Raw genomic sequence first — 23909 nt, forward strand, 5'->3', positions numbered from 1 at the left:
TGAAGCTAACTCGTGGCGCAGGTCACGTAACCTGGGAGCAGCAGGCAGGGTTGTAATGAGCTGGCGTCAACTGACGTCGGCTCTTTTTTGTGGGCCGGCGGGAAAAGAAACGAACGCGAAACGCGTACGAAATTTCTATGTGGGAATTTGATTCCACATACCGGAAGTTGGGAACCCCACCATGAACAACAAGATCGTCCTTGGACAGAACCAGTACGGTAAGGCCGAAGTCCGCGTCGTCAAGATCACCCGCGACACGGCACGCCACGAGATCGAAGACCTGAACGTCACGTCGCAGCTCCGCGGCGACTTCGCCGCGGCCCACCTCGACGGCGACAACAGCCACGTCGTGGCAACAGACACGCAGAAGAACACCATCTACGCGTTCGCCCGGGAGGGCATCGGCTCCCCGGAGGCCTTCCTGCTCCGGCTCGGCGAGCACTTCACCTCCAGCTTTGACTGGGTCACGGGCGGCCGGTGGGAGGCGGAGTCCTACAGCTGGGACCGCATCCAGGCGCACGGCGCGGCTCACGACCACTCCTTCGTCCGCAACGGCCAGGAGGTCCGGACCGCCGTGCTGGTCCGCGACGGCGCCGACCGGCACCTCATCTCCGGACTGAAGGACCTGACCGTCCTCAAATCCACCCAGTCAGGCTTCGTCGGCTATCCGCGGGACAAGTACACCACCCTGCCGGAAACCACGGACCGGATCCTGGCCACCGACGTTTCCGCCCGCTGGCGCTACAGCACCGGCACGGATTTCGGCTCCCTCGACTTCAACAAGAGCTACGACGACGTGAAGGCGCTCCTCCTGGAGGGCTTCACCGAAAAGTACTCCCACGCGCTGCAGCAGACCCTGTTCGACATGGGCACCAAGGTCCTTGAGGCGCACAGCGACATCGAGGAAATCAAGTTCTCGATGCCCAACAAGCACCACTTCCTGGTGGACCTCTCGCCGTTCGGCCTCGACAACCCCAACGAGGTCTTCTTTGCCGCCGACCGCCCGTACGGCCTGATCGAGGCCACGGTCCAGCGCGAGAACGCAGCACCGGCCGAGATCGCCTGGTCCGGCATCGCCGGCTTCTGCTAGAAAACCCTTTCCGGCTCTGCCGTTTGGAGCCGCCAATCTGGAAACCGCCGCCCGTTCCGGGGCCCCGCACCAGCCCCGGCCCCGGAACAGACGGCGGCTCCCCCAAAAAACCACATCTGTTAGCCAGACACCGTTAGCCAGACAAAGACGTCTGCCATGAACCAAGAAAGTCTGCCATGAACATGAAAAAGAAGCAGTCGGCGGCCAAGTCCCGCTCCGGCAGCACCACCACCGGCCGGCCCGAGGACGAGCGGCTCCCGATTGGGAGCACTTTCGCCTACGGCCTTCAGCACGTCCTGACGATGTACGGCGGCATCATCGCACCCCCGCTGATCATCGGCGCGGCCGCCGGAATGCCGTCGGAGGAAATCGGGCTCCTGATCGCGGCCTGCCTCTTTGTGGGCGGCCTCGCCACCATTCTCCAGACCATCGGCATCCCGTTCTTCGGCTCCCGGCTGCCGCTGGTCCAGGGCGTCTCCTTCGCCGGCGTCTCCACCATGGTGGCGATTGTGGACGAGGGCGGCGGCATCCAGTCCGTCTTCGGCTCGGTGATCGCAGCCTCCCTGATCGGCCTGCTGATCACGCCCCTGTTCTCCAAGATCATCCGCTTCTTCCCGCCGGTGGTCACCGGCACGGTCATCACCGTGATCGGGCTGACCCTGATGCCGGTGGCCGCCAACTGGGCCATGGGCGGCAACAAGGCGGCACCGAACTACGGTTCGGTGGCCAACATCGGCCTCGCGGCCGTCACCATGGCGATTGTGCTGCTCCTGAGCAAGGTGGGCAGCGCCACCGTCTCCCGGCTGTCCATCCTCCTGGCCATGGTGCTGGGCACTGTCATCGCCTTCTTCGCCGGCATGACCGACTTCTCCAAGGTGGCGCAGGGCGACATCGTGGCGTTCCCCACCCCGTTCGCCTTCGGGCCGCCCACGTTCCACGTGGCGGCGATCATCTCGATGCTGATCGTGATCCTGGTGACCCTGACGGAGACGTCCGCGGACATCATCGCCGTCGGCGAGATCGTCGGGACCAAGGTGGACTCCAAGCGCATCGGCGACGGCCTGCGGGCCGACATGCTCTCCAGCGCCATCTCCCCGCTGTTCAACTCCTTCACCCAGAGCGCTTTCGCCCAGAACGTGGGGCTGGTGGCCATCACGGGCGTCAAGAGCCGCTTTGTGGTCAGCGCCGGCGGCGCCATCCTGGTGATCCTGGGCCTCCTCCCGGTCCTCGGCCGGGTGGTCGCCGCGGTGCCCACCCCGGTGCTGGGCGGCGCGGGCGTGGTCCTGTTCGGCACGGTCGCCGCCAGCGGCATCCGAACCCTGGCGAAGGTGGAGTACAAGAACAACATGAACCTGGTCATCGTGGCCGCGTCGATCGGCTTCGGCATGATCCCGATTGCCGCCCCAACGTTCTACGACCAATTCCCGTCCTGGTTCGCCACCATCTTCCACTCCGGCATCAGCTCCGCTGCGGTGATGGCCATCCTGCTGAACCTGCTGTTCAACCACCTCAAGGCGGGCAACTCGGAGAACCAGTCGGTGTTTGTGGCCGGCACCGAACGGATTGTCCAGGAACAGGACCTCAAGTGCCTGGCCGAGGGCGACCGCTTCGAAAACGGCAAGCTGATCGACTGCGACGGCAAGGAAGTTCCCGTGGAGTCGGCGTCGAAATCCGACCACTGACAGCTCCCTGCCTTACAGCAGCGGCCCCTTCCCCGGACGGGGAAGGGGCCGCTGTTGTGGCTTACGGGCCCGGAAACGGCCGGGCGTCAGCCCTTGTTGAGGTCCTGGGAAATGGCCAGCGCCGCCTCGCGCAACAGCGGCACCGCCCGCTCCGCGAAGCCCTCGTCCACGCGGGACACCGGGCCGGAGACGGAGATGGCCGCCGGGGTGGGCGCATTGGGAATGGCGATCGCGAAGCAGCGCACGCCGAGTTCCTGCTCCTCCTCGTCGATGGAATAGCCGCGGTCCCGGATCAGCTTGAGGTCCGCAAACAGGGCCTCGACGTCGCCGATGCTCTTCGGCGTGGGCGTGGGCATGCCCTTCCGGGTGACGATGCCGCGCACCGTCTCGTCGTCGAGCTCGGCCAGGATGGCCTTGCCCATCCCGGTGGCGTGCATGTAGCCGCGGCGGCCCACCTCGGTGATCATCCGCATCGAGTGCAGGGACGGGACCTGCGCCACGTACATCACCATGTCCGAGTCCAGCACTGCCATGTTGGCGGTTTCCCCGAGGCGTTCCACGAGGGACTGCAGCTGCGGCCGGGCCAGCGCCCCCAGCTGCTTGTTCGCCGCCTCGCCCAGCCGGATCAGGCGCGGGCCCAGCGCATAGCGGCGGTTGGGCAGCTGCCGGATGTAGCCCAGGGTGACCAGGGTGCGGAGCAGCCGGTGGATGGTGGGCAGCGGCAGGTCCGTGGAGGACGACAGTTCGCTGAGGGTGACGTCGCCGCCGGCATCCGTGATCAGTTCCAGCAGTTCGAAAACGCGTTCAACGGACTGCACGCCTCCGGTGGCTTTTTCCGCCATGGCTTGGGTCTCCTGAGAGTTCGTTTGCGACAACTTTTATCCACATGGTGAAAAAAGTGCTTAGAAGACCCAAGATACAGCACCGCCCGGCCGCCGTCGATGCACGGGTCACATCGGCCGCAAGAGCTTGTATTTCCACAAAGTAGATAATAATATCCATAATACGAAATAAGTTAGAGAGCGAACGCCCGCCAGCGGGCCGACCAGGAGGAACATTCAATGGCGAATCCCAGCCCCGGAAATTCGATCACCCTGCGCGTGGAGGCACCGTCCAGCTTCACCGCCACGTCCGAGCTGGCCGCCGCCGTCGGCGCTGCCGGAGCGGCCATCACGGCCCTGGACGTCACCGAGTCCCACCACGAGACCCTGGTGGTCGACGTCACCTGCAACACCACGGACGATGACCACGCCGCACGCGTCAAGGACGCCCTGAACGCGCTCGACGGCGTCACGGTCCGCAACGTCTCCGACCGCACCTTCCTGATGCACCTCGGCGGCAAGCTCGAGGTGGTCCCGAAGGTGGCCCTCCGCAACCGCGACGATCTCTCCCGCGCCTACACACCCGGTGTGGCACGCGTCTGCCTGGCCATCGCCGAGGACCCCGCCGCCGCGCGCAACCTGACCGTCAAGCGCAACACGATCGCCGTCGTGACCGACGGCTCCGCCGTGCTGGGCCTGGGCAACATCGGCCCGGCCGCCGCACTGCCGGTGATGGAAGGCAAAGCGGCGCTCTTCAAGCAGTTCGCCAACGTCGATGCGTGGCCGGTCTGCCTGGACACCCAGGACACCGAGGAGATCATCCGGATCGTCAAAGCCCTCGCCCCGGTCTACGGCGGCGTCAACCTCGAGGACATCGCCGCGCCGCGCTGCTTCGAGATCGAAAACCGGCTCCGTGAGGAACTCGACATCCCGGTGTTCCACGACGACCAGCACGGGACCGCCATCGTCACCCTGGCCGCCCTGGTCAACGCCCTGCGCGTGGTGGGCAAGAAGCTCTCCGAGGTGCGGATTGTGGTTTCCGGCGTCGGCGCGGCCGGTTCCGCCATCATCCAGCTGCTCAAGGCCCAGGGCGCCCGGAACATCATCGCCGCCGGCCGCTCGGGTGCCATCCACTTCGGCGAACAGTACGACGACGAGCACCGCACCTGGATCGCCGAAAACACCAACGAACAGGGCTTCTCCGGCACCCTGCACGAAGCGCTCAAGGGAGCCGACGTGTTCATCGGTGTCAGCGCGCCGCACGTGATCGGCGAGGAGCAGGTGGCATCGATGGCCAAGGACGCTATTGTGTTCGCCATGGCCAACCCCACGCCGGAAATCGACCCGGTGGTCGCGTCCCGGCACGCCGCCGTCGTGGCAACCGGCCGGAGCGACTTCCCCAACCAGATCAACAACGTGCTGGCCTTCCCCGGATTCTTCCGCGGACTGCTGGACGCGGGCGCCGCGGACATCACCCCCGAAATGCTGGTGGCCGCCGCCGAGGCGATCGCCAACCGCGTGGCCGACGACGAGCTCAACGCCAGCTACATCATCCCCAGCGTCTTCGACCCGCACGTCGCCGCCGACGTCGCCGCCGCCGTGGCGGCGGCCGCCCAGGCGCCGGCCCCCGCGCTCGCCCACGCCTGATTCACCGCCTGCTGTACAGACCAGGAAAGGACCACCATGGCTCTCACCATTTCAGCCCACCGCCCCGTCGACCGCGCGGAGGAGATCCTCACCCCGGAGGCGCTGGCCTTCATTGAGGAACTGCACCAGCGGTTCGCCGCCACCCGCGGCGAGCTGCTCAAGGCCCGCGCGGTCAAGCGCGAGGAGGTGGCCCGCACCGGCCGGCTCGATTTCCTGCCGGAAACCCGCGATGTCCGCGAGGGCGACTGGACCGTGGCCCCGGCCCCCGCGGCCCTGCAGGACCGCCGCGTCGAAATGACGGGCCCGGCCGCACCGGCCAAAATGGCCATCAACGCCCTGAACTCCGGCGCGAAGGTGTGGCTCGCGGACCTCGAGGACGCCAGCACCCCCACCTGGTCCAACGTGATCGAATCGATCCTCAACCTCCGTGACGCCGCCGCCGGAACCCTGGCCTACACCGCCCCGGACGGCAAGGAATACAAGCTGCGGACCGACGCCCCGCTGGCCGTTGTGGTGGCGCGGCCGCGCGGCTGGCACATGAGCGAGCGGCACCTGCTGATCGGCGGCGAGCACACCGTGGGCGCCCTGGTGGACTTCGGCCTGCACTTCTTCCACACCGCGAAGCAGTTGGTGGAAAACGGCCAGGGGCCGTACTACTACCTGCCCAAGATGGAGAGCCACCTCGAGGCCCGGCTCTGGAACGACGTCTTCGTCTTTGCCCAGGACTACCTCGGCCTCCCGCAGGGGACCATCCGCGCCACGGTGCTGATCGAGACCATCCCGGCGGCCTTCGAAATGGACGAGATCCTCTACGAGCTCCGCGACCACGCCTCCGGCCTGAACGCCGGCCGCTGGGACTACCTGTTCAGCATCATCAAGTACTTCCGCGACGCCGGCGCCCGCTTTGTACTGCCGGACCGCGCCACCGTGGCCATGACGGCACCGTTCATGCGCGCCTACACCGAGCTGCTGGTCAAGACCTGCCACCACCGCGGCGCCTTCGCCATGGGCGGCATGGCCGCCGTCATCCCCAACCGCCGCGAACCCGAAGTCACCGCCCAGGCATTCGAGAAGGTGCGGGCGGACAAGACCCGCGAGGCGAACGACGGCTTCGACGGCTCCTGGGTGGCCCACCCGGACCTGGTGCCGGTCTGCCGCGAGGTGTTCGACGGCGTCCTCGGCGAACGCCCGAACCAGCTGGACCGGCAGCGCCCGGAGGTCTCCGTCACCGCGGAGCAGCTCCTGGACGTGGCCTCCGCCGACGGAACGGTCACCGAGGCGGGCCTGCGGCAGAACCTGTACGTGGCCACCGCCTACACCGCGGTGTGGATCTCCGGCAACGGCGCCGTCGCCATCCACAACCTCATGGAGGACGCGGCGACGGCGGAAATCTCCCGCTCGCAGGTCTGGCAGCAGATCCGCAACGAAGTGGTCCTCGCGGACACCGGCCGGACCGTGACCCGGGAACTGGTGGCCACCATCCTCGCGGAGGAAACCGAGAAGCTCCGCGGCGAGGTGGGAGAGGACGCGTTCGCGAAGCACTACCTGCCCGCCAGCAAGCTCATCGCGGACATCTGCCTCGCCGAGGAGTACACGGACTTCCTCACCACGCCGGCCTACGAACTGGTGGGCTGAGCCGTGGCTGTACCTCCCTCCGGGACGCCCGCCCTCTCCGGCGCGGACCTGGCGCAGATTGATGCCCGGCTGGCGGCCACGGACCTCCTGCTGGAGCGGAACTACCCGGGCGACGACGGCACGCGCCAGCCGGTGCACACCGTCTACGTCCCGGCCGACCGCTTCACGCCCGGCTTCGCCGCCGGCTGGGGCGCCCAGGCCCTGGCCGCGGCGGATGCCCACGGCGGGCTGGAACGGCTGGGCATGCTCCTTGGCCAGGACACGGACCTGGCCGCCGCCGTCGCACCCCGCGTGGCCGCAAAGCTCGGCAGCGAGCCCATCGAGGACCTGCGGCTGGACTTCGAGGACGGCTACGGCGACCGGGGCGACGAGGCGGAGGACGCGGACGCTACCGCCGCCGCGGCCGCCGTCGCCGCGGCAGTGGCCAACGGCAGCGCCCCGCCGTTCATCGGCATCCGGTTCAAGTGCTTCGAGGCGCCCACCCGCGCCCGCGGCCTGCGCACCCTGGACCTGTTCGTCTCCGGACTCGCCGCGGCCGGCGAGCTTCCGGACGGGCTGGTGCTCACCCTGCCCAAGGTCAGCACCGTGGCCCAGGTGCAGGCGATGGACTACGCCGTGTCCCGGCTGGAGGAAATCCACTCCCTGCCCGCCGGGCGCCTGCGGTTCGAGGTGCAGGTGGAAACCCCGCAGCTGATCCTGGGCCCGGATGGCACCTCCCCGGTGGCGCAGCTGCCGCACGCCGTCCCCGGCCGGATCAGCGCTCTGCACTACGGCACTTACGACTACTCGGCGTCGCTGCAGATCTCGGCGGAGTACCAGTCCATGGAACACCCGGTGGCGGACTACGCGAAAGAGGTCATGCAGCTAGCCGTCGCGGGCACCGGCATCCGGCTCTCCGACGGGTCCACCAACGTCATGCCCGTCGGCGACGGCGTGCAGGACGCCTGGCGGCTCCACGGCCGGCTGGTCCGCCGCTCGCTGGAGCGCGGCTACTACCAGGGCTGGGACCTGCACCCCGCCCAGCTGCCAAGCCGCTTCGCCGCCACCTACGCGTTCTACCGGCAGGGCCTGCCCGCCGCCGCCGCCCGGCTCCGCAACTACGTGGAGCGCACCGAGGGCGCCGTGATGGACGAACCCGCCACGGCCCGGGCGCTCGCCGCCTTTGTGCTTCGCGGCGTCCAGTGCGGCGCCGTCGGCGCGGATGAAGTACTGGCGCTGGCCGGCGTCGGACTCCCCCAACTTGCTGCGCTGGCCCACCCCCGGCTGGCCCACTCCACTTCGAAGTAAGGACCAATGATGGGCAAGTACTACTACCCTCAGGGCGGACTGCCGCCGCAGACTCACCTCACCACGGAACGGGCCATCGTCACGGAGGCCTACACGGTCATCCCCAAGGGCGTCATGACCGACATCGTGACCAGCACCCTGCCGGGTTTCTCCAACACCCGCTCCTGGATCCTGGCCCGCCCGATCTCCGGGTTTGCCACCACGTTCTCGCAGCTGATCGTTGAGATCGGTCCCGGCGGCGGCGCCCCCAAGGCCGAGTTCGAGGCAGGTGTTGAAGGCGTTGTCTTCGTCACCAAGGGCAAGGTCAACCTGACCCTCGACGGCGAACTGCACCAGCTCGAGGAAGGCGGCTACGCGTACCTGGCCGCCGGTGCCACATGGGGTCTGGAGAACGTCTCGGATGACATTGTCTCCTTCCAATGGATCCGCAAGGCCTACGAGCGGCTTGAGGGTTACGAGGCAAAGTCCTTCGTTACCAGTGATGCCGAGGTGGAGCCCACCGCGATGCCGGATACCAACGGCGCCTGGAAAACCACCCGCTTCACGGATTCCAGCGATCTGGCCCATGACATGCAGGTGAACATTGTGACGTTCCAGCCGGGCGGGGTCATCCCGTTTCCGGAGACCCACGTCATGGAGCACGGCCTGTACGTCCTGGAGGGCAAGGCCATGTACCTGCTCAACAACGACTGGGTTGAGGTGGAGGCCGGCGACTTCATGTGGCTGCGCGCTTTCTGCCCGCAGGCCTGCTATGCCGGTGGTCCCGGCCAGTTCCGTTACCTGTTGTACAAGGACATGAACCGCCAGATCCGCCTCACCTAAGAGCCGGCCGCACCAGGGGTCCGTTCCGCACTGCGGGGCGGACCCCTTTCTGCACGCCCCCTTGTGCGCTGGCCCCCTTGTGCCTGCGGCGGCGCTTGCTAGCCTGAGGCTGTGAAATACGAACGCCTGTGGATCGGCATGCTCGTGGGCGCGGCCCTGGGCCTGGTGATCGGCGTGGTCAGCGCCGACAAGCCGTTCACCGGCCTGCTGGTTGGCCTTGGCGTCGGCGCGCTCGTGGGCCTGGCCGCCCGGAAGGACCCTTCCAAGGGCTAGGAATATCCCCCTGTCATAGACACACCCCGCCCGTCACCCCCTTGACTCACCTGCCCTACCTTCCCTAGACTTTTCATAAAGCAGAATTAAGATTCCACAAAGCGGAAATAGCTTGAACGCCTTGAACAGACTGAAGCCCCACAGGGCAACGCCGCCCGGGCTCCAGTTCCGCCTTCACCGGAAAGACACCGCCATGACCTACACCGTGAACTGCTCCATCCTCCTCACCGAACTGCCCCTCCTCGAGCGTCCCGCCGCGGCGAAGGCCGCCGGCTTCGACGCCGTCGAGTTCTGGTGGCCGTTCGCCGAGTCCGTCCCCGGCGACGCCGAGGTCACCCGCTTCGAGCAGGCCATCACCGACGCCGGCGTCCAGCTCACCGGCCTCAACTTCAACGCCGGCGACATGCCGGGCGGGGACCGGGGCCTGGTGTCCTGGAAGGGCCGCTGCTCCGAGTTCAAGGACAACATCGACGTCGTCGCCGGCATCGGCGGGCGCCTGGGCTGCAAGGCCTTCAACGCCCTCTACGGCAACCGGCAGGACGGGCACACCCCGGAGGCCCAGGACGAACTGGCCGTGGCGAACCTCGCGGCCGCCGCCGCAGGCGTCGCCGGCATCGGCGGAACCGTGCTGCTGGAACCCGTCAGCGGCGCCCCGCGCTACCCGCTCCTCACCGCGGACGATGCCCTGCAGGTCATCGCCCGGGTGCAGGAGGAAGCCGGCGCGGCGAACATCAAGCTCCTCGCCGACTTCTACCACCTCGCCGTCAACGGCGACGACGTGGCCGCCGTGATCGAGAACCACGCCAAAGACTTCGGCCACATCCAGATTGCCGACAACCCCGGCCGCGGGGCTCCCGGAACCGGTGAGCTTGCCCTCGGCGAATGGATCGCCCGCAGCCGCGAACTGGGCTACGAGGGCTACATCGGCCTCGAATACAAGGAACCGGTGGAAACCGCCTTCGCCTGGGCCATCCGCGAAAAAGCACACACGCGCTAGAACATCCTTCAGCCTTCAGGAAAGAGAACCCTCATGAGCAACGTTGCAGTCATCGGACTCGGAATCATGGGCCTGCCCATGGCCATCAACCTCGTCAACGCCGGCCACACCGTCACCGGCTTCAACCGCAGCCAGGACAAGATCGACAAGCTCGTCTCCGAAGGCGGCAAGGGTGCCGCGAGCATCGCCGAGGCCGTCAAGGACGCCGACGTCGTCATCACCATGGTGCCGGACTCTCCCGACGTCGAAGGCGTGGTGAGCGGCCCCGACGGCGTCTTCGCCAACGCCAAGCAGGGGGCCCTGTGGATCGACGCGTCCAGCATCCGGCCCGACGTCGCCAAGCGCCTCGCCGGCGACGCCACCGCCGCCGGCATCCGCCCCCTGGACGCCCCGGTCTCCGGCGGCGAACAGGGCGCCATCGATGCCGCCCTGTCCATCATGGTCGGCGGCGACGCGGCGGACTTCGAGGCCGCCCAGGATGTCCTCACCGCCGTGGGCAAAACCATCGTGCACGTCGGCCCGTCCGGCTCCGGCCAAACCGTCAAGGCCGCCAACCAGCTGATTGTCGCCGTCAACATCGAGGTCCTGGCCGAGGCCATCGCCTTCCTCGAGGCCTACGAGGTGGACACGGACGCGGCCCTCAAGGTCCTCGGCGGCGGCCTGGCCGGCTCCAAGGTCCTGGACCAGAAGGGACAGAAGATGCTGGACCGCAACTTCGACCCCGGCTTCCGCCTGGCCCTGCACCACAAGGACCTGGGCATCGTCACCTCCGCCGCCCGCGAAGCGAACGTCGCCGTCCCCCTCGGCGCCCTCGCCGCCCAGCTTGTCGCCGCCACCGTCAACCAGGGCGACGGCGCACTGGACCACTCCGGACTCTTCAAGCAGGTCCTGCAGCTCTCCGGCCGGAAGTAACCCCCTCTCCTCACCGGCCCCCATCCGGCCCCGCCTCCCTCCGGGGGCACATTGACACGAAACGCCGGCCAGCCGCCGTCGTTCCCGCCCAAAAGCACGCCAAAGTGCCCCCGGACCGCCGGGCCTTCCTTCAGCACACCCAAAATCAGACTTTCAAGGAGCACCCCATGACAAAGATGCGCACCGTAGACGCTGCCATCGCCATCCTGGAAAAGGAGGGCGCCACCGAGGCGTTCGGCCTGCCAGGTGCGGCCATCAACCCCTTCTACTCCGCCATGCGGAACCACGGCGGCATCCGCCACACCCTGGCCCGCCACGTCGAAGGCGCCAGCCACATGGCGGACGGCTACAGCCGGGCCCAGGACGGGAACATCGGCATCTGCATCGGCACCTCCGGGCCCGCCGGCACGGACATGATCACCGGCCTCTACGCCGCCTGGGCCGATTCCATCCCCATGCTCTGCATCACCGGCCAGGCCCCCGTGGCCAAACTGCACAAGGAAGACTTCCAGGCCGTGGACATCGAATCCATCGCCAAGCCCGTCACCAAAATGGCCATGACCATCCTGGAGCCGGGCCAGGTCCCCGGCGCGTTCCAGAAGGCGTTCCAGCTGATGCGCTCCGGCCGCCCGGGCCCGGTGCTGCTGGACCTGCCCATCGACGTGCAGCTGGCCGAGATCGAGTTCGACATCGACACCTACGAGCCCCTGCCCGTCGAGAAGCCCGCGGCCAGCCGTCGCCAGCTGGAGAAGGCACTGGACATGCTCACCGCAGCCAAGCACCCGCTGATCGTGGCCGGCGGCGGCGTCATCAACGCCGGCGCATCCGCGCAGCTGGTGGAACTGGCCGAGGTGCTGGGCGTTCCGGTCATCCCCACCCTGATGGGGTGGGGCGCGATCGCCGACGACCACCCGCTCATGGCCGGCATGGTGGGCCTGCAGACCAGCCACCGCTACGGCAACGAGACCATGCTGGCGTCCGACTTCGTCATCGGGATCGGCAACCGCTGGGCCAACCGCCACACCGGGGGCCTGGACACGTACACCGCCGGCCGGACGTTCGTGCACATCGACATCGAGCCCACCCAGATCGGCCGGGTTTTTTCCCCGGATCTGGGCATCGCCTCCGACGCCGGTGCCGCCCTCACCGGGCTGGTGGACCTGGCCCGGGAGCGCCAGGCCGCCGGGACCCTGCCGGACTACTCCGGCTGGGCTGCTGAATGCGCGCAGCGCAAGGCCACGATGCACCGCAAGACGCACTTCGACAACATCCCCATCAAGCCCCAGCGTGTCTACGAGGAGATGAACAAGGCGTTCGGCAAGGACACCACGTACGTCTCCACGATCGGTCTGTCCCAGATCGCCGGCGCCCAGATGCTGCACGTCTTCGGGCCGCGGCAGTGGATCAACGCCGGCCAGGCCGGCCCGCTGGGCTGGACCGCCCCGGCCGCCCTCGGCGTCGTGCGCGGCAAGCCCGACCAGACCGTCGTCGCGCTGTCCGGTGACTACGACTTCCAGTTCATGATCGAGGAGCTGGCCGTCGGCGCGCAGTTCAACCTGCCGTACATCCACGTGGTGGTCAACAACTCGTACCTGGGCCTGATCCGCCAGTCCCAGCGCGGCTTCAACATGGAACAGAACGTGTCCCTGGCCTTCGAGAACATCAACTCCACGGACCTCTCCGCGAACGCCAGCGGCTACGGCGTGGACCACGTCAAGGTTGCCGAGGGCCTGGGCTGCAAGGCCCTCCGGGTGGAGGACCCCAAGGACCTGGCGTCCGCGTTCGGCAAGGCCAAGGCGCTGGCCGGCGAGTTCCAGGTTCCCGTAGTGGTCGAGGTGATCCTGGAGAAGGTCACCAACATCTCCATGGGTGTGGAGATCAACGCCGTCAACGAGTTCGAGGCGCTGGCCGAGACCCGCGAGGACGCCCCTACCGCCATCCTGGCCCTGCAGGCCTGAGATGCGGGTGGTCATCGCTCCGGACAAGTTCAAGGGCTCGCTGTCCGCCCCGGAGGTGGCCCTGCGCCTCGAAGCAGGACTCCAGGCCGCCACCGGCTCCAACCTGGAGGTGCTCCGGATTCCCGTGGCCGACGGCGGCGAGGGAACCCTCGACGCCGCCGTCGGCTCCGGCTTCGCCCGGCGCAGCGCCCTGGTCAGCGGGCCCACCGGGCAGCGGATCCGGGCCGAATTCGCGGTCCGCGGCCGGGAGGCTGTCATCGAAATGGCGGCCGCGTCCGGGCTGGCGGCACTTCCCGGCGGCACGGGCGGTTCCAGCGGCGCTGGCGGCACGGGCGGCCGGCCGGATTCCGCCAGCGCCAAGAGTGCCACCAGCCTCGGCACCGGCGAGCTGATCCGGGCCGCACTGGACGCCGGCTGCCGGCAGATCATCCTTGGCGTCGGCGGCAGTGCCAACACCGACGGCGGCGCCGGCGTCCTGCAGGGCCTCGGTGCCCGGCTGCTGGACGCCGCCGGCCGCGAACTCCCGCCGGGCGGCGCCGCCCTTGGGGACCTGGACCGGATCGACTTCTCGGGCTTTGATGCCCGGTTGGACGAGGCCCGCTTTATCCTGGCCAGCGACGTGGACAACCCGCTGCTCGGAGCTGGCGGCGCCCCCGCGGTCTTCGGCCCGCAGAAGGGCGCCACCCCGGACGACGTGGCTCTCCTCGACGCCGCCCTGTCCCGTTTTGTGGACGTCCTCGCCGCCGAGATCGGCCCCCGGGCGCTGAAGGCGGCCGGGGCGCCGGGCGCCGGCGCGGCGGGCGGTGTGGGCTACGCGGCCATCGCCGTCCTGGCCGCGACCCGCAGGCCGGGCATCGACGTCGTGCTGGAATTCACCGGCCTCGCCGACCGGCTGGCCGGCGCGGACCTGGTGATCACCGGGGAGGGCAGCCTCGACGAACAAAGCCTGCTCGGCAAAACGCCGGTGGGCGTGGCCCGGGCGGCAGCGCGCGCCGGGGTGCCGGCGGTGGCCGTCTGCGGCCGCACCACACTTACTCCGGAGCAACAGAACAATTCCGGTTTCCGGCAGGTCTACCCGCTGACCGCGCTGGAGGCCAAGGTAGAACTATGTATAGCCCAGGCAGGGCCGCTGCTCGAACAGCTGGGGAAGCTGATCGGCGCGGACCTGGCCGGCCTCACCCTGGCCGGCACCCACGCGGCAACCACTGCTGGCACAAAGGAGCCCCTGAATGTCTGACGAAAGCTTTGACCTGGTCATCCGGGGCCGGCGCATCCTCACCACCGCCGGCATCGCGGCCCGTGAGGTGGGCGTGCGCGGCGGCAAAATAGTCGCCCTCGAGCCGCTGGGCAACGGGCTTGCCGGCAGCGAGGTGATCGAGCTCGCAGACGACGAGACCCTCATCCCCGGCCTGGTGGACACCCACGTCCACGTCAACGAGCCCGGCCGCACCGAATGGGAGGGCTTCGCGTCCGCCACCCGGGCCGCCGCGGCCGGCGGCGTGACCACCATCATCGACATGCCGCTGAATTCCATCCCGCCCACCACCACCGTGGAAGGACTCAAGCTCAAGCGCGAGGTGGCCGAGGACCAGGCATTCGTGGACGTCGGGTTCTGGGGCGGCGCCGTGCCGGGCAACAAAGCGGAACTGCGCGCCCTGCACGACGAGGGAGTGTTCGGGTTCAAATGCTTCCTGCTGCACTCCGGCGTGGACGAGTTCCCGCACCTGGACGCGGACGAGATGGAGGAGGACATGGCCGAGCTCAAGTCCTTCGACTCGCTCATGATCGTCCATGCCGAGGACTCCCACGCGATCGACCGCGCACCCCACCCCGGCGGCGACCACTACGCCACCTTCCTGGCGTCGCGGCCCCGCGGCGCCGAGAACAAGGCCATTGCGGAGGTCATCGAGCGGGCCCGCTGGACCGGCGCCCGCGCCCACATCCTGCACCTGTCCTCCTCCGACGCCCTGCCCATGATCGCGACGGCCAAGCGCGACGGCGTCCGCCTCACCGTGGAGACCTGCCCGCACTACCTCACGCTGATGGCCGAGGAAATCCCCGACGGCGCCACCGCCTACAAGTGCTGCCCGCCCATCCGTGAGGCCTCCAACCGCGAGCTGCTGTGGAAGGGGCTGGAGGACGGAACCATCGACTGCATCGTCTCCGACCACTCCCCGTCCACCCTTGACCTCAAGGACCTGGATAACGGCGACTTCGCCGTGGCGTGGGGAGGGGTCTCCTCACTGCAGCTGGGCCTGTCCCTCATCTGGACCGAGGCCCGGCACCGCGGCATCCCGCTGGAGCAGGTGGTGTCCTGGATGGCCGAGAAGCCCGCCGCCCTGGCCCGGCTCACCACCAAGGGCCAGCTGGCCGTCGGATACGACGCCGACTTCGCGGTCTTCGCGCCCGACGAGGCCTTTGTGGTGGACGTGTCCAAGCTCAAGCACAAGAACCCCATCACCCCGTACGACGGCAAGGCGCTCTCCGGCGTGGTCCGGAAGACATACCTGCGCGGACATGAGATCGACGGCCGGACCCCGGGCGGAAAGCTGATCCGCCGCGGCGGCGTCTAGGGCACGCCATGGCTGTCCAGGTACATTCCCCGCGCGGCATATGCGCACCGGGGCCCGAGGCCCGCACCCACGCGGCACCCGCGCTCAAGGCCCACGGCCTGGCGGTCTGGGTTGAACCGGGCCACGGGCCGGACATTGACCAAGCCGTGATGGCGCGCGCCGCGGAACTGCTGCTGGCACGCGCCCTGAAGATTGCCCCGGAGGCGGAAGTCCACGCCTGGCCCGCCGCCGGGGCTGCAACCTCCGCTGCCCCGCCCCTCCCCCAGGGAGGACCGGACACCACACCCGGCAGCGGAACCCGGGCGCCGTCGTCGTCCGCTCCGGCGGACTCCCCGGAGGACTCCCCGGAAGCTGGCGGCGCCACCCGGCTCCCGCCGGTGGCCGGTCCCGGCACCCTGGTGTGCGTGGACCTGGCCGCCGGTGAGGTGCAGTTGGACGGCCGGCCGGTGGCGCTGACCGGCGTCGAATTCAGGCTGCTGCGCTATCTCGTGGAGAACTGCTCGCGCACCGTCAGCCGGGAGGAGCTGCGGCTGTTCCTCGAATCGTTCGACTCCTCCGCGGCCGCCTCCCGGTCCATCGATGTGTACGTGGGGCGGGTGCGGCGCAAACTGCGGCGCGGCCGGCACGCGATCGCCACGGTCCGGGGCGGCGGCTACCAGTTCGTGCCCGGGCCCCGGACCAAAGTGCGCGGTCCGGCGGAATACAGCATCTGAACCCGTGGTTGTGCCTCAGCAGACCGCCAGCGCCACAAACCCCACCCCACCAGACCCCCGGAGGATACCCATGAGCACCAACCTGACCGTCAAGCTGCAGCCCGGCACCCCCGCACCGGAGTTCACGCTCCCGGACGCCGCCGGCCAGAAGGTCTCCCTGGCCGATTACCGCGGCAAGAACGTCATTGTGTACTTCTACCCGAAAGCCGCCACCCCCGGCTGCACCACCGAGGCCTGCGACTTCCGCGACAGCCTGGCCTCGCTGCAGGGGTCCGGCTACGAGGTGCTGGGCATCTCGCCCGACGCCCCCGAGTCACTGGCCGAATTCACGGGCGACTTCGCGCTCACGTTCCCGCTGCTGTCCGACGAGGACCACGCCGTGGCGCTGGCCTACGGCGCCTGGGGCGAAAAGCTGGTCAACGGCGAAGTCACCGAAGGCATCGTCCGCTCCACCGTGGTCCTGGACCCCGAGGGCAACGTCCGGCTGGCCCAGTACCAGGTGACGGCGCAGGGACACGTCGCGGCGCTGAAGGAAGCCCTCGGCATCTGACGCGCCGGTACAGATTCCCGGGTCTGTTCCGGATTCCTGCGGAAACCGGCTACGGCTTGGTCCCCGCCACGATGGTGGCCGTGGACCGCAGCCGGATGGCGCCGTCGTATTCGTAGCGGCCCAGCATCTGGAAGACGTCCGAACGGATCAGTTCGCGGGCCTCCGGGTCCGCGCGCGCCAGGCCCGTTGCGACGGTGGTGGCAATGTCGGTCATGAACTCCCAGTAGAGTTCCGGCGACGCCTGGACCAGGTCTGTGCTGACCTTCCGCTCCCGCACATCCACCAGACCGGCGTCGCGGAAGATCCGGGTCATGAACCCCTGGGCGGCGCAGCGGAACAGCCCGGGCGTGCCCGACGGCGGCACCTGCAGTTCGGTGTGGCGGGCGATGGTGCCGAGGACCAGGCTGGCCCACGGGTTCTCGGCGGCCCGGCCCCAGACGGCGGCGCTGACCCGGGCGCCCGGCCTGGCCACCCGTGCCATCTCGCCCACTGCGGCGGACATCCGGGGAAAGAACATAACACCGAACCTGCACAGCACAGCGTCGAAGGATGCGTCGCCGAACGGCAGCGCGGCGGCGTCCCCGAGGGCGGGATGAACGTTGAACAGGCCGCGGTCCGCCGCTTTTTCCGCGGCAACCCGCAGCATCCCCGCGGACAGGTCCAACAGAACCACGCTTCCGCGCGGGACAAGCGCGGCAACGGTGAGACCCGGTTCTCCGGTTCCGGCCGCGACGTCCAGGACCACGGAGTCCGGGCGGAGCCGGGCCTCCTCGATGACAGCGTCGCCGAAGGGGGCGTGCCAGCCAAGAATCTCAGCGTCCCATTTCCGCCAGCCGGCGGAGAACTCGTCCCAGGTGCTGCGCTGGAGGTTTCTGACTTGTTCGGCGATCTGCTCGGCTGAGGCTGACATGGCGCTCCTTGGCTGGTCCGAGCCCTCCCCCACCCCTAGTGTGCTCCCGCCGCATCGGCCCTAGCAATGGGTGGAAGGGCAGTAGGCTTAACGGCATGTCTACCCCCGAAACCCCCGGCACCCCAGACGAGCAGCAGGTCCCCGAACGGCGCGAGATCACCGTGCGCCGGGCGCCGAAGTACGTGCCGTTCCTGGTGCTGGGCGGGCTGGTCGGGTTCGGTGTGGCCGCCTACCTCGCCTACGGTCTTCCGGGTGACGAAAGCTTCGACGCCGGCACGGTGTTCGGGTTCTTCATGATCCTCTGCGGCGCCGGCGGCGTGATCCTGGGCGGCGTCGTCGCGCTGATCCTGGACCGGATGAGCGTGCGCCGGGCCAAGCGCGCCGTCGTCGAGTCCGTCCCGGATTCCGAGCCCGACACCGGGGACCGGCCGGGAGCCTGAACGGCCGGAGCCCGGCCCCCGAGGTCATAAACCGGGCGCCGGGAAAGTCCTAGCGCACAACGTGAGATAATCGACCAGTGGCACGCGGCGATGGAAAACTTTCTCATGACCTTCTCTCTGGCGAAAAAGGCCCCCAGGATGCATGTGGCGTCTTCGGGGTCTGGGCTCCCGGCGAAGAGGTGGCAAAACTCACCTATTACGGGCTGTACGCGCTGCAGCACCGCGGTCAGGAGTCGGCTGGCATAGCCACCAGCGACGGCAAGCGGATCAACGTCTACAAGGACATGGGGCTTGTCTCCCAGGTCTTCGACGAGACCACGCTGAACACCCTGACCGGGCACCTGGCCGTGGGCCACTGCCGGTACTCCACCACCGGCGCCAGCCACTGGGCCAACGCGCAGCCCACCCTGGGCGCCACCGCGACCGGCACCGTGGCGCTGGCGCACAACGGCAACCTGACCAACACCGCCGAGCTCAAGGCCATGATCGTGGACCGTAACGACGGCCAGCTCACCGGCGAAATGAAGCAGGGCAACACCTCGGACACCGCGCTGGTGACCGCCCTGCTGGAGGGCGAAGAGGGCAAGTCGCTCGAAGAGACCGCGATGGACCTGCTGCCCAAGATCAAGGGCGGCTTCTGCTTCGTCTTTATGGATGAGGGCACCCTCTACGCCGCCCGCGACACCTACGGGATCCGCCCGCTCTGCCTGGGCCGGCTGGAACGCGGCTGGGTGGTGGCTTCCGAGCAGTCAGCCCTCGCCACCGTCGGCGCCAGCTTCATCCGTGAAATCGAACCCGGCGAGTTCATCGCGATCGACGAGGACGGTGTCCGGTCGCAGCGCTTCGCCGACGCGACGCCGGCCGGCTGCGTCTTCGAATACGTCTACCTCGCCCGCCCGGACGCGTCCATCGCAGGCCGCTCCGTGTACGAATCCCGCGTGGAAATGGGCCGCCAGCTGGCCCGCGAGAACACCCAGGAAGCGGACCTCGTCATCCCGGTCCCCGAGTCCGGCACCCCCGCCGCCGTCGGCTACGCCGAGGAATCCGGCATCCCCTTCGCGCACGGCTTCGTCAAGAACGCCTACGTGGGACGGACGTTCATCCAGCCGTCCCAGACCCTGCGCCAGCTGGGCATCCGGCTCAAGCTCAACGCCCTGGAATCCGTGATCCGCGGCAAGCGCGTGGTGGTGGTGGATGACTCGATCGTCCGCGGCAACACCCAGCGCGCGATCGTCCGGATGCTCCGCGAAGCCGGCGCCGCGTCAGTGCACGTGAAGATCTCCTCCCCGCCCGTGCAGTGGCCGTGCTTCTATGGCATCGACTTCGCGTCCCGGGCCGAACTGATCGCCAACGGCGCCACTATCGAGGAGATCTCCCAGGCGATCGGCGCCGACTCGCTGGCTTACATCTCCGAAGACGGCATGATCGACGCCACCCGCCAGCCGCGCGAACGCCTCTGCACCGCCTGCTTCACGGGCAAATACCCGATCGAGCTGCCGGGCGCCGACAAGCTGGGCAAGAACCTGCTCGAACGCCCCGACCCTGTCGGACAGCCAGGCGGTAAGCCGGCCGGCCTCCCCGCCATGGCAGCCACCCCCGGCACCCCGGGCGCCACGTCCGGAGTCACGGCCGACGCCGACGCCGCCATCTCCGCCGACGCCGACCCCGCGGAGAAGGCCGGTGCCACTGGCTGCGACCCGGGCCCGGACGCCGAATTCGAAGAACTGCTCACCGACGCCGACCGCGTCCCCGCCGACCAGCTTGATGCCGACAAGAAAGAGCCAGTATGACTTCCGCCTCCCCGGCCGCTGACATGAACGCCGCCCAGAACGCCGTGGGCATCACCTACGCCTCCGCCGGCGTCGACGTCGAAGCGGGCGACCGCGCCGTCGAGCTCATGAAGGACGCCGTCAAGGCGACCCACAACTCCTCGGTGATCGGCGGCGTCGGCGGCTTCGCCGGCCTGTACGACGTCTCGAAGCTGCTCACCTACAAGCAGCCGCTGCTGGCCACCTCCACCGACGGCGTCGGCACGAAGGTCGCCATCGCGCAGGCCATGGACATCCACGACACCATCGGCTTCGACCTCGTCGGCATGGTGGTCGACGACATCGTGGTGGTGGGCGCCGAGCCGCTGTACATGACCGACTACATCGCCTGCGGCAAGGTTGTCCCGGAGCGCATCGCGGACATCGTCCGCGGCATCGCGGCCGCCTGCTCCGTCGCGGGAACCGCCCTGGTGGGCGGCGAAACCGCCGAGCACCCGGGCCTGCTGGGCGAGCACGAGTACGACGTCGCGGGCGCCGCCACCGGCGTTGTCGAGGCCGCCAACCTGCTGGGCCCGGACCGCGTCCGCGCCGGCGACGTGGTGATCGGCATGGCCTCCTCCGGGCTGCACTCCAACGGCTACTCCCTGGTGCGCCGCGTCATCAACCACGCCGGCTGGGCCCTGGACCGCCACGTGTCCGAATTCAGCCGCACCCTCGGCGAGGAACTTCTGGAACCGACCCGCGTCTACGCCGCCGACTGCCTGGACCTGGCCCGCACCTTCCCGGTGGACGGATCCGCGGCCGGCCAGGCCGTGCACGGCTTCAGCCACGTCACCGGCGGCGGGCTCGCCGCCAACCTGGCCCGCGTCCTCCCGCAGGGCCTGGTGGCCACCGTGGACCGCGCCACCTGGCAGCTCCCCGCCATCTTCCGCCTGGTCGCCGAGCTGGGCAACGTCCCGCTGGCCGATCTGGAGCGCACGCTGAACCTGGGTGTGGGCATGGTGGCGATCGTCTCGCCCGAGGCCGCCGACGCCGCGGTGAACCGACTGAACGAGCGCGGCCTTCCGGCCTGGGTGATGGGCACCGTCGAAAACGACTCGGACGCGATCATCAAGACCGGCCCGGATTACGTCCAGGGCGCCAAGGGCGTCGACGGCGGCGCCGTCCGGATGGTCAACGCCTACGCCTGAGGCCGCCGCACCCCCCATCGAGTGCTCCTCCCCACCGGCTCCCTCGCCTCGCAAGCTCGGCCAGGGAACCCTGCCGGCGTGGGCCCAAACTGCCGTTTAGCACCCCCAAAACGGCAGTTGTGGAGCACTCGATCTTTTTAAGGGGGTCTAGACCTCCAAAACGCTGAACACCCCGCCCTGGGGGTCCGCGAGGGTGGCGATGGTGCCGGCTTCCTCAGCGTCGTCCGCCTCGATCAGGACGGTGCCTCCGGCTCCCACGGCCGCTGCGACCGCTTCAGCGACGCTGGGCACCCCAAAGTACACCTGCCACCCCGGTTTCAGCGTGTCTTCGGCGTCGGCCGGGACCGCGGCAATCCCGGCCACCTCCACCCCGTCCACCATCAGCGTGGAGTACTTCCCGCCGTCGTCCTGCGGGTATTCGGTGACATCGTGCCCGAACACGTGCTGGAAGAATCCGACGGCGGCCTGCGGCTCGGGCGTCAGCAGTTCGGCCCAGGTGAGGGCTCCGGCCTCCCCGCCGCGGGCGGTGCCGAAGTGGCTGCCGGCCTGCCAGGCACCGGTGGTGCCGCCGCCGGGCGGGGCGAAGAAGACCATCACCCCGGTGTCGGCCACGGCTTCGGGGCCGAACTCGAGCGCCCCGCCAGCGTGGACCAGATTCTCGGCGAGCTCCCCGGCGTCGGGGGCGGCGAAGTACACGTTCCACTGCGGCTGCGCCCCGCCCGCCAGCTGGTGCGGGTTCTGCGGCGCGATCACCGTGACCAGGTCATCGCCCAGGAACGCCTGGGCGTAGCTGCGCCCGTCCGGCGTGGGACGGTCCTCGAACCGCCAGCCGAAGACGGCCGCGTAGAAGTCCTTGGCCGCCGCGACGTCGCTGGTCTGGAGGTCCGTCCAGCAGACCTCGCCTTCGGTGAACCCCGTGCGCAGTGTCATGGCAGATCCTTCCGGGAAGTTGGGGTGGTTCCAGGTAGTGGCGCGGAGCCGGGACGCGGGCAGCAGAAAACCCGCCGGTCACGCCCGTTCCGGGGAGTGGCCGACGGGCCTGAAATCATGTGGTCGGCAATCCGCTGACGGAAGTGCATGCCGGAAAGAAGTGTCGACTAACCTATGCGACGGGTGTGAACCTCGTCGTCGTCCTCTTCCACATCGTCCGCGTACTTGTCCACGTAGGCCGAATAGTCCGGCTCAACCGGCTCATTCGAGAAACGGCTCGGCGCACGCTCTGAGCTCTTGAGCTCACGCTGAAGCGCAGAGTAGTCAGTGTTCGGGGAATAGTACTTAATATCCCGAGCCTGCTTGGTAGCTTTTGCCTTTTGACGGCCGCGCCCCATGGCGTGACCCCCTTTTGTACTCGGACCGGAGGTGGTCACCATTGGCGTTAGTGAGGCCCCGGAATGTTTGGTCAATTTGTCGTACACCTAGATTACATGCTTTCTGCTGCAACTGCTCCCCGGGGCGGCCACCGTGGACAGTGGCGCCGCACACCGGCACCCCACGGCGCCCTTCGGCATGCAGCCCGCCCGGCAACTTAGATAGAGTTCCGTAGTGGACTTCCGGATACGGGTCCTGCCGCCGCGCGTCCAGCCGCGGCCAAGACGCACGAAAGTGGTGAGTTCCCAGTGACCGAAGAGAACGAAAGGCACGGCGACGCCGGCAAGCCCGCGGTTCCTCCTGCCGGCGGACCCGCCGAACGGTCCGCCCCACCTGCCGCCCCGGTTGCAACTCCACCTGCCATTCCGCCGCGGCCGTCGACACCGCCCACATCCGCGACGCCGATCGTGCCGGCCGCCGCACCCCGCACAAGCCCGGCAGCCGCCCGGCCCGATGCCCCAGCCGCGGCGCCGGCAGCGGCCGAACCAGCCACCGAACCTGCTGCTCCCCATACGCCCCCTGTAGCGGCCGAGCCGGCCGCCGAACCGGCCGCCCGGCCAACCGCCGAACCGGCCGCCAGTCCCGCCGCGGGAACCCCCGGAGCCCTCGCCGGGGCCGGCAGGGCAGCCTCGGACAAGGTGGCGCAGCTGGGCGGCTGGGTGCGCAGCCAGAGCCTGGCGAAGCTGGGCGCCGCGGCGGCCGCCGTCGTCGTGATGGGCGTCCTCATCTGGTGGCTGACCTCCCTGGGCGGCAGCAGCACCCGGCCCGTCGCGGATGCGTCCCCCGCCGCGGCCACGACGCCGTCGGCGCCCGCACCCCGGGCGGCGCTGCCGCTGGAGGGCGTGGGCGCGCTGGACTTCCAGCCGGGCGACTGCTTCAAGGACTTCGACCCGGAGGCGCCGCAGTCCACCATCGTGGACTGCGCCTCGGGGCACTCGGCGCAGCTGATCGCCGTGCACCACTACCAGGCATCGGACAGCTACCCCGGGCTCAACGCGCTGAAGGACAAAGGCCGCGAGACCTGCCGCAGCGCGCAGCTGACCGCCGCCGCCACCAACTACGAGCTGAAACAGCGCAACGCCTACCCCAGCTCCTCCAGCTGGGACAACGGCGACCGCCGGGTGGACTGCTACGTCACCGCCGATTCCGGAAACGTCATTATGGAATCGCTGATCCCCTAGGAACACCAGGGCGTCTGATCCGCCAGGGACCGGGCTCCCCGGGACCGGGCCAGGTGGGCCCCACAAAAGGAGCTGCCAGCCGGACCATGTC

Annotated in this window: 22 protein-coding genes; 18 read left to right on the plus strand and 4 right to left on the minus strand. The window is 68.8% G+C overall.

What is annotated here, in order from left to right; genetic code table 11:
* Positions 1-181: 181 nt before the first annotated feature.
* Both pucL and ACTWQD_RS15300 read left to right on the plus strand, forming a co-directional pair.
* The gene (pucL, locus tag ACTWQD_RS15295) at positions 182-1090 is read left to right on the plus strand and encodes a factor-independent urate hydroxylase (protein ID WP_443196980.1); all 909 of its coding nucleotides are present in this window, start codon (positions 182-184) and stop codon (positions 1088-1090) included.
* Between the two features lie 176 nt (positions 1091-1266).
* A complete protein-coding gene (locus ACTWQD_RS15300; RefSeq protein WP_443196981.1) occupies positions 1267-2772 on the plus strand; it encodes a nucleobase:cation symporter-2 family protein in 1506 nt (501 codons plus the stop codon).
* 86 nt (positions 2773-2858) lie between these two features.
* On the opposite strand, the gene ACTWQD_RS15305 is transcribed toward ACTWQD_RS15300, so the two are convergent.
* Positions 2859-3614: an IclR family transcriptional regulator gene (locus ACTWQD_RS15305; RefSeq protein ID WP_443196982.1), complete on the minus strand. Its 756-nt coding sequence runs from the start codon at positions 3612-3614 to the stop codon at positions 2859-2861.
* A gap of 219 nt (positions 3615-3833) precedes the next feature.
* Here ACTWQD_RS15305 and ACTWQD_RS15310 point away from each other — a divergent pair, with 219 nt between their 5' ends.
* The 12 genes from ACTWQD_RS15310 (at position 3834) to bcp (ending at position 16960) form a co-directional block, all read left to right on the plus strand.
* Positions 3834-5240 carry an NAD-dependent malic enzyme gene (locus tag ACTWQD_RS15310; protein WP_443196983.1) on the plus strand — a complete coding sequence of 469 codons (1407 nt, stop codon included), beginning with the start codon at positions 3834-3836 and terminating at the stop codon, positions 5238-5240.
* A gap of 36 nt (positions 5241-5276) precedes the next feature.
* Positions 5277-6875, plus strand: a complete 1599-nt coding sequence (gene aceB / locus ACTWQD_RS15315) for a malate synthase A (protein ID WP_443196984.1) — start codon at positions 5277-5279, stop codon at positions 6873-6875.
* Between the two features lie 3 nt (positions 6876-6878).
* Positions 6879-8162 (plus strand): DUF6986 family protein, encoded by a 1284-nt coding sequence (locus ACTWQD_RS15320; protein ID WP_443196985.1) that lies wholly within the window; start codon positions 6879-6881, stop codon positions 8160-8162.
* Between the two features lie 9 nt (positions 8163-8171).
* Positions 8172-8984, plus strand: coding sequence for a bifunctional allantoicase/(S)-ureidoglycine aminohydrolase (locus ACTWQD_RS15325; protein WP_309815580.1), 813 nt, complete (start codon positions 8172-8174; stop codon positions 8982-8984).
* Between the two features lie 111 nt (positions 8985-9095).
* Positions 9096-9257 carry a hypothetical protein gene (locus tag ACTWQD_RS15330; RefSeq protein WP_186329146.1) on the plus strand — a complete coding sequence of 54 codons (162 nt, stop codon included), beginning with the start codon at positions 9096-9098 and terminating at the stop codon, positions 9255-9257.
* A gap of 193 nt (positions 9258-9450) precedes the next feature.
* On the plus strand, positions 9451-10254 hold the full coding sequence (locus tag ACTWQD_RS15335; protein ID WP_443196986.1) for a hydroxypyruvate isomerase family protein: 804 nt from the start codon (positions 9451-9453) through the stop codon (positions 10252-10254).
* Between the two features lie 33 nt (positions 10255-10287).
* Positions 10288-11166, plus strand: a complete 879-nt coding sequence (locus ACTWQD_RS15340; protein ID WP_443196987.1) for a 2-hydroxy-3-oxopropionate reductase — start codon at positions 10288-10290, stop codon at positions 11164-11166.
* 167 nt (positions 11167-11333) lie between these two features.
* Complete coding sequence (gcl, locus tag ACTWQD_RS15345) at positions 11334-13124, plus strand: glyoxylate carboligase (RefSeq protein WP_443196988.1); 1791 nt, start codon at positions 11334-11336, stop codon at positions 13122-13124.
* Between the two features lies 1 nt (position 13125).
* Positions 13126-14361 (plus strand): glycerate kinase, encoded by a 1236-nt coding sequence (locus ACTWQD_RS15350; protein ID WP_443196989.1) that lies wholly within the window; start codon positions 13126-13128, stop codon positions 14359-14361.
* The gene (allB, locus tag ACTWQD_RS15355) at positions 14354-15697 is read left to right on the plus strand and encodes an allantoinase AllB (protein ID WP_443196990.1); all 1344 of its coding nucleotides are present in this window, start codon (positions 14354-14356) and stop codon (positions 15695-15697) included. The genes ACTWQD_RS15350 and allB overlap by 8 nt, the downstream gene beginning before the upstream one ends.
* 8 nt (positions 15698-15705) lie before the next feature.
* The gene (locus tag ACTWQD_RS15360) at positions 15706-16410 is read left to right on the plus strand and encodes a winged helix-turn-helix domain-containing protein (protein WP_443196991.1); all 705 of its coding nucleotides are present in this window, start codon (positions 15706-15708) and stop codon (positions 16408-16410) included.
* A 70-nt stretch (positions 16411-16480) separates the two neighbouring features.
* Complete coding sequence (gene bcp / locus ACTWQD_RS15365) at positions 16481-16960, plus strand: thioredoxin-dependent thiol peroxidase (protein WP_443196992.1); 480 nt, start codon at positions 16481-16483, stop codon at positions 16958-16960.
* Between the two features lie 49 nt (positions 16961-17009).
* On the opposite strand, the gene ACTWQD_RS15370 is transcribed toward bcp, so the two are convergent.
* Entirely contained in the window at positions 17010-17870 is an 861-nt protein-coding gene (locus ACTWQD_RS15370) for a class I SAM-dependent methyltransferase (RefSeq protein WP_443196993.1), read from the minus strand.
* Between the two features lie 95 nt (positions 17871-17965).
* On the opposite strand from ACTWQD_RS15370, the gene ACTWQD_RS15375 reads away from it, so the two are divergent.
* The 3 genes from ACTWQD_RS15375 to purM all read left to right on the plus strand — a co-directional run bounded on the left by ACTWQD_RS15375 (position 17966) and on the right by purM (position 21269).
* Positions 17966-18310, plus strand: coding sequence for a hypothetical protein (locus tag ACTWQD_RS15375; RefSeq protein ID WP_443196994.1), 345 nt, complete (start codon positions 17966-17968; stop codon positions 18308-18310).
* A gap of 77 nt (positions 18311-18387) precedes the next feature.
* Positions 18388-20100, plus strand: coding sequence for an amidophosphoribosyltransferase (purF, locus tag ACTWQD_RS15380; protein WP_443196995.1), 1713 nt, complete (start codon positions 18388-18390; stop codon positions 20098-20100).
* Positions 20097-21269: a phosphoribosylformylglycinamidine cyclo-ligase gene (gene purM, locus ACTWQD_RS15385; RefSeq protein ID WP_443196996.1), complete on the plus strand. Its 1173-nt coding sequence runs from the start codon at positions 20097-20099 to the stop codon at positions 21267-21269. Before purF ends, purM begins: the two co-directional genes overlap by 4 nt.
* Before the next feature lie 147 nt (positions 21270-21416).
* Here the strand turns inward: purM and ACTWQD_RS15390 are convergent, their stop codons facing one another.
* Together ACTWQD_RS15390 and ACTWQD_RS15395 are read right to left on the minus strand one after the other, a co-directional pair.
* Positions 21417-22199 (minus strand): VOC family protein, encoded by a 783-nt coding sequence (locus tag ACTWQD_RS15390; RefSeq protein WP_443196997.1) that lies wholly within the window; start codon positions 22197-22199, stop codon positions 21417-21419.
* A 167-nt stretch (positions 22200-22366) separates the two neighbouring features.
* Positions 22367-22597, minus strand: a complete 231-nt coding sequence (locus ACTWQD_RS15395; RefSeq protein ID WP_066439621.1) for a DUF3073 domain-containing protein — start codon at positions 22595-22597, stop codon at positions 22367-22369.
* 288 nt (positions 22598-22885) lie between these two features.
* On the opposite strand from ACTWQD_RS15395, the gene ACTWQD_RS15400 reads away from it, so the two are divergent.
* On the plus strand, positions 22886-23818 hold the full coding sequence (locus ACTWQD_RS15400; RefSeq protein WP_443196998.1) for a septum formation family protein: 933 nt from the start codon (positions 22886-22888) through the stop codon (positions 23816-23818).
* The last annotated feature ends 91 nt before the right edge of the window (positions 23819-23909 follow it).

This window comes from Pseudarthrobacter sp. 1C304 (genome assembly GCF_052245515.1).
GTDB lineage: Bacteria > Actinomycetota > Actinomycetes > Actinomycetales > Micrococcaceae > Arthrobacter.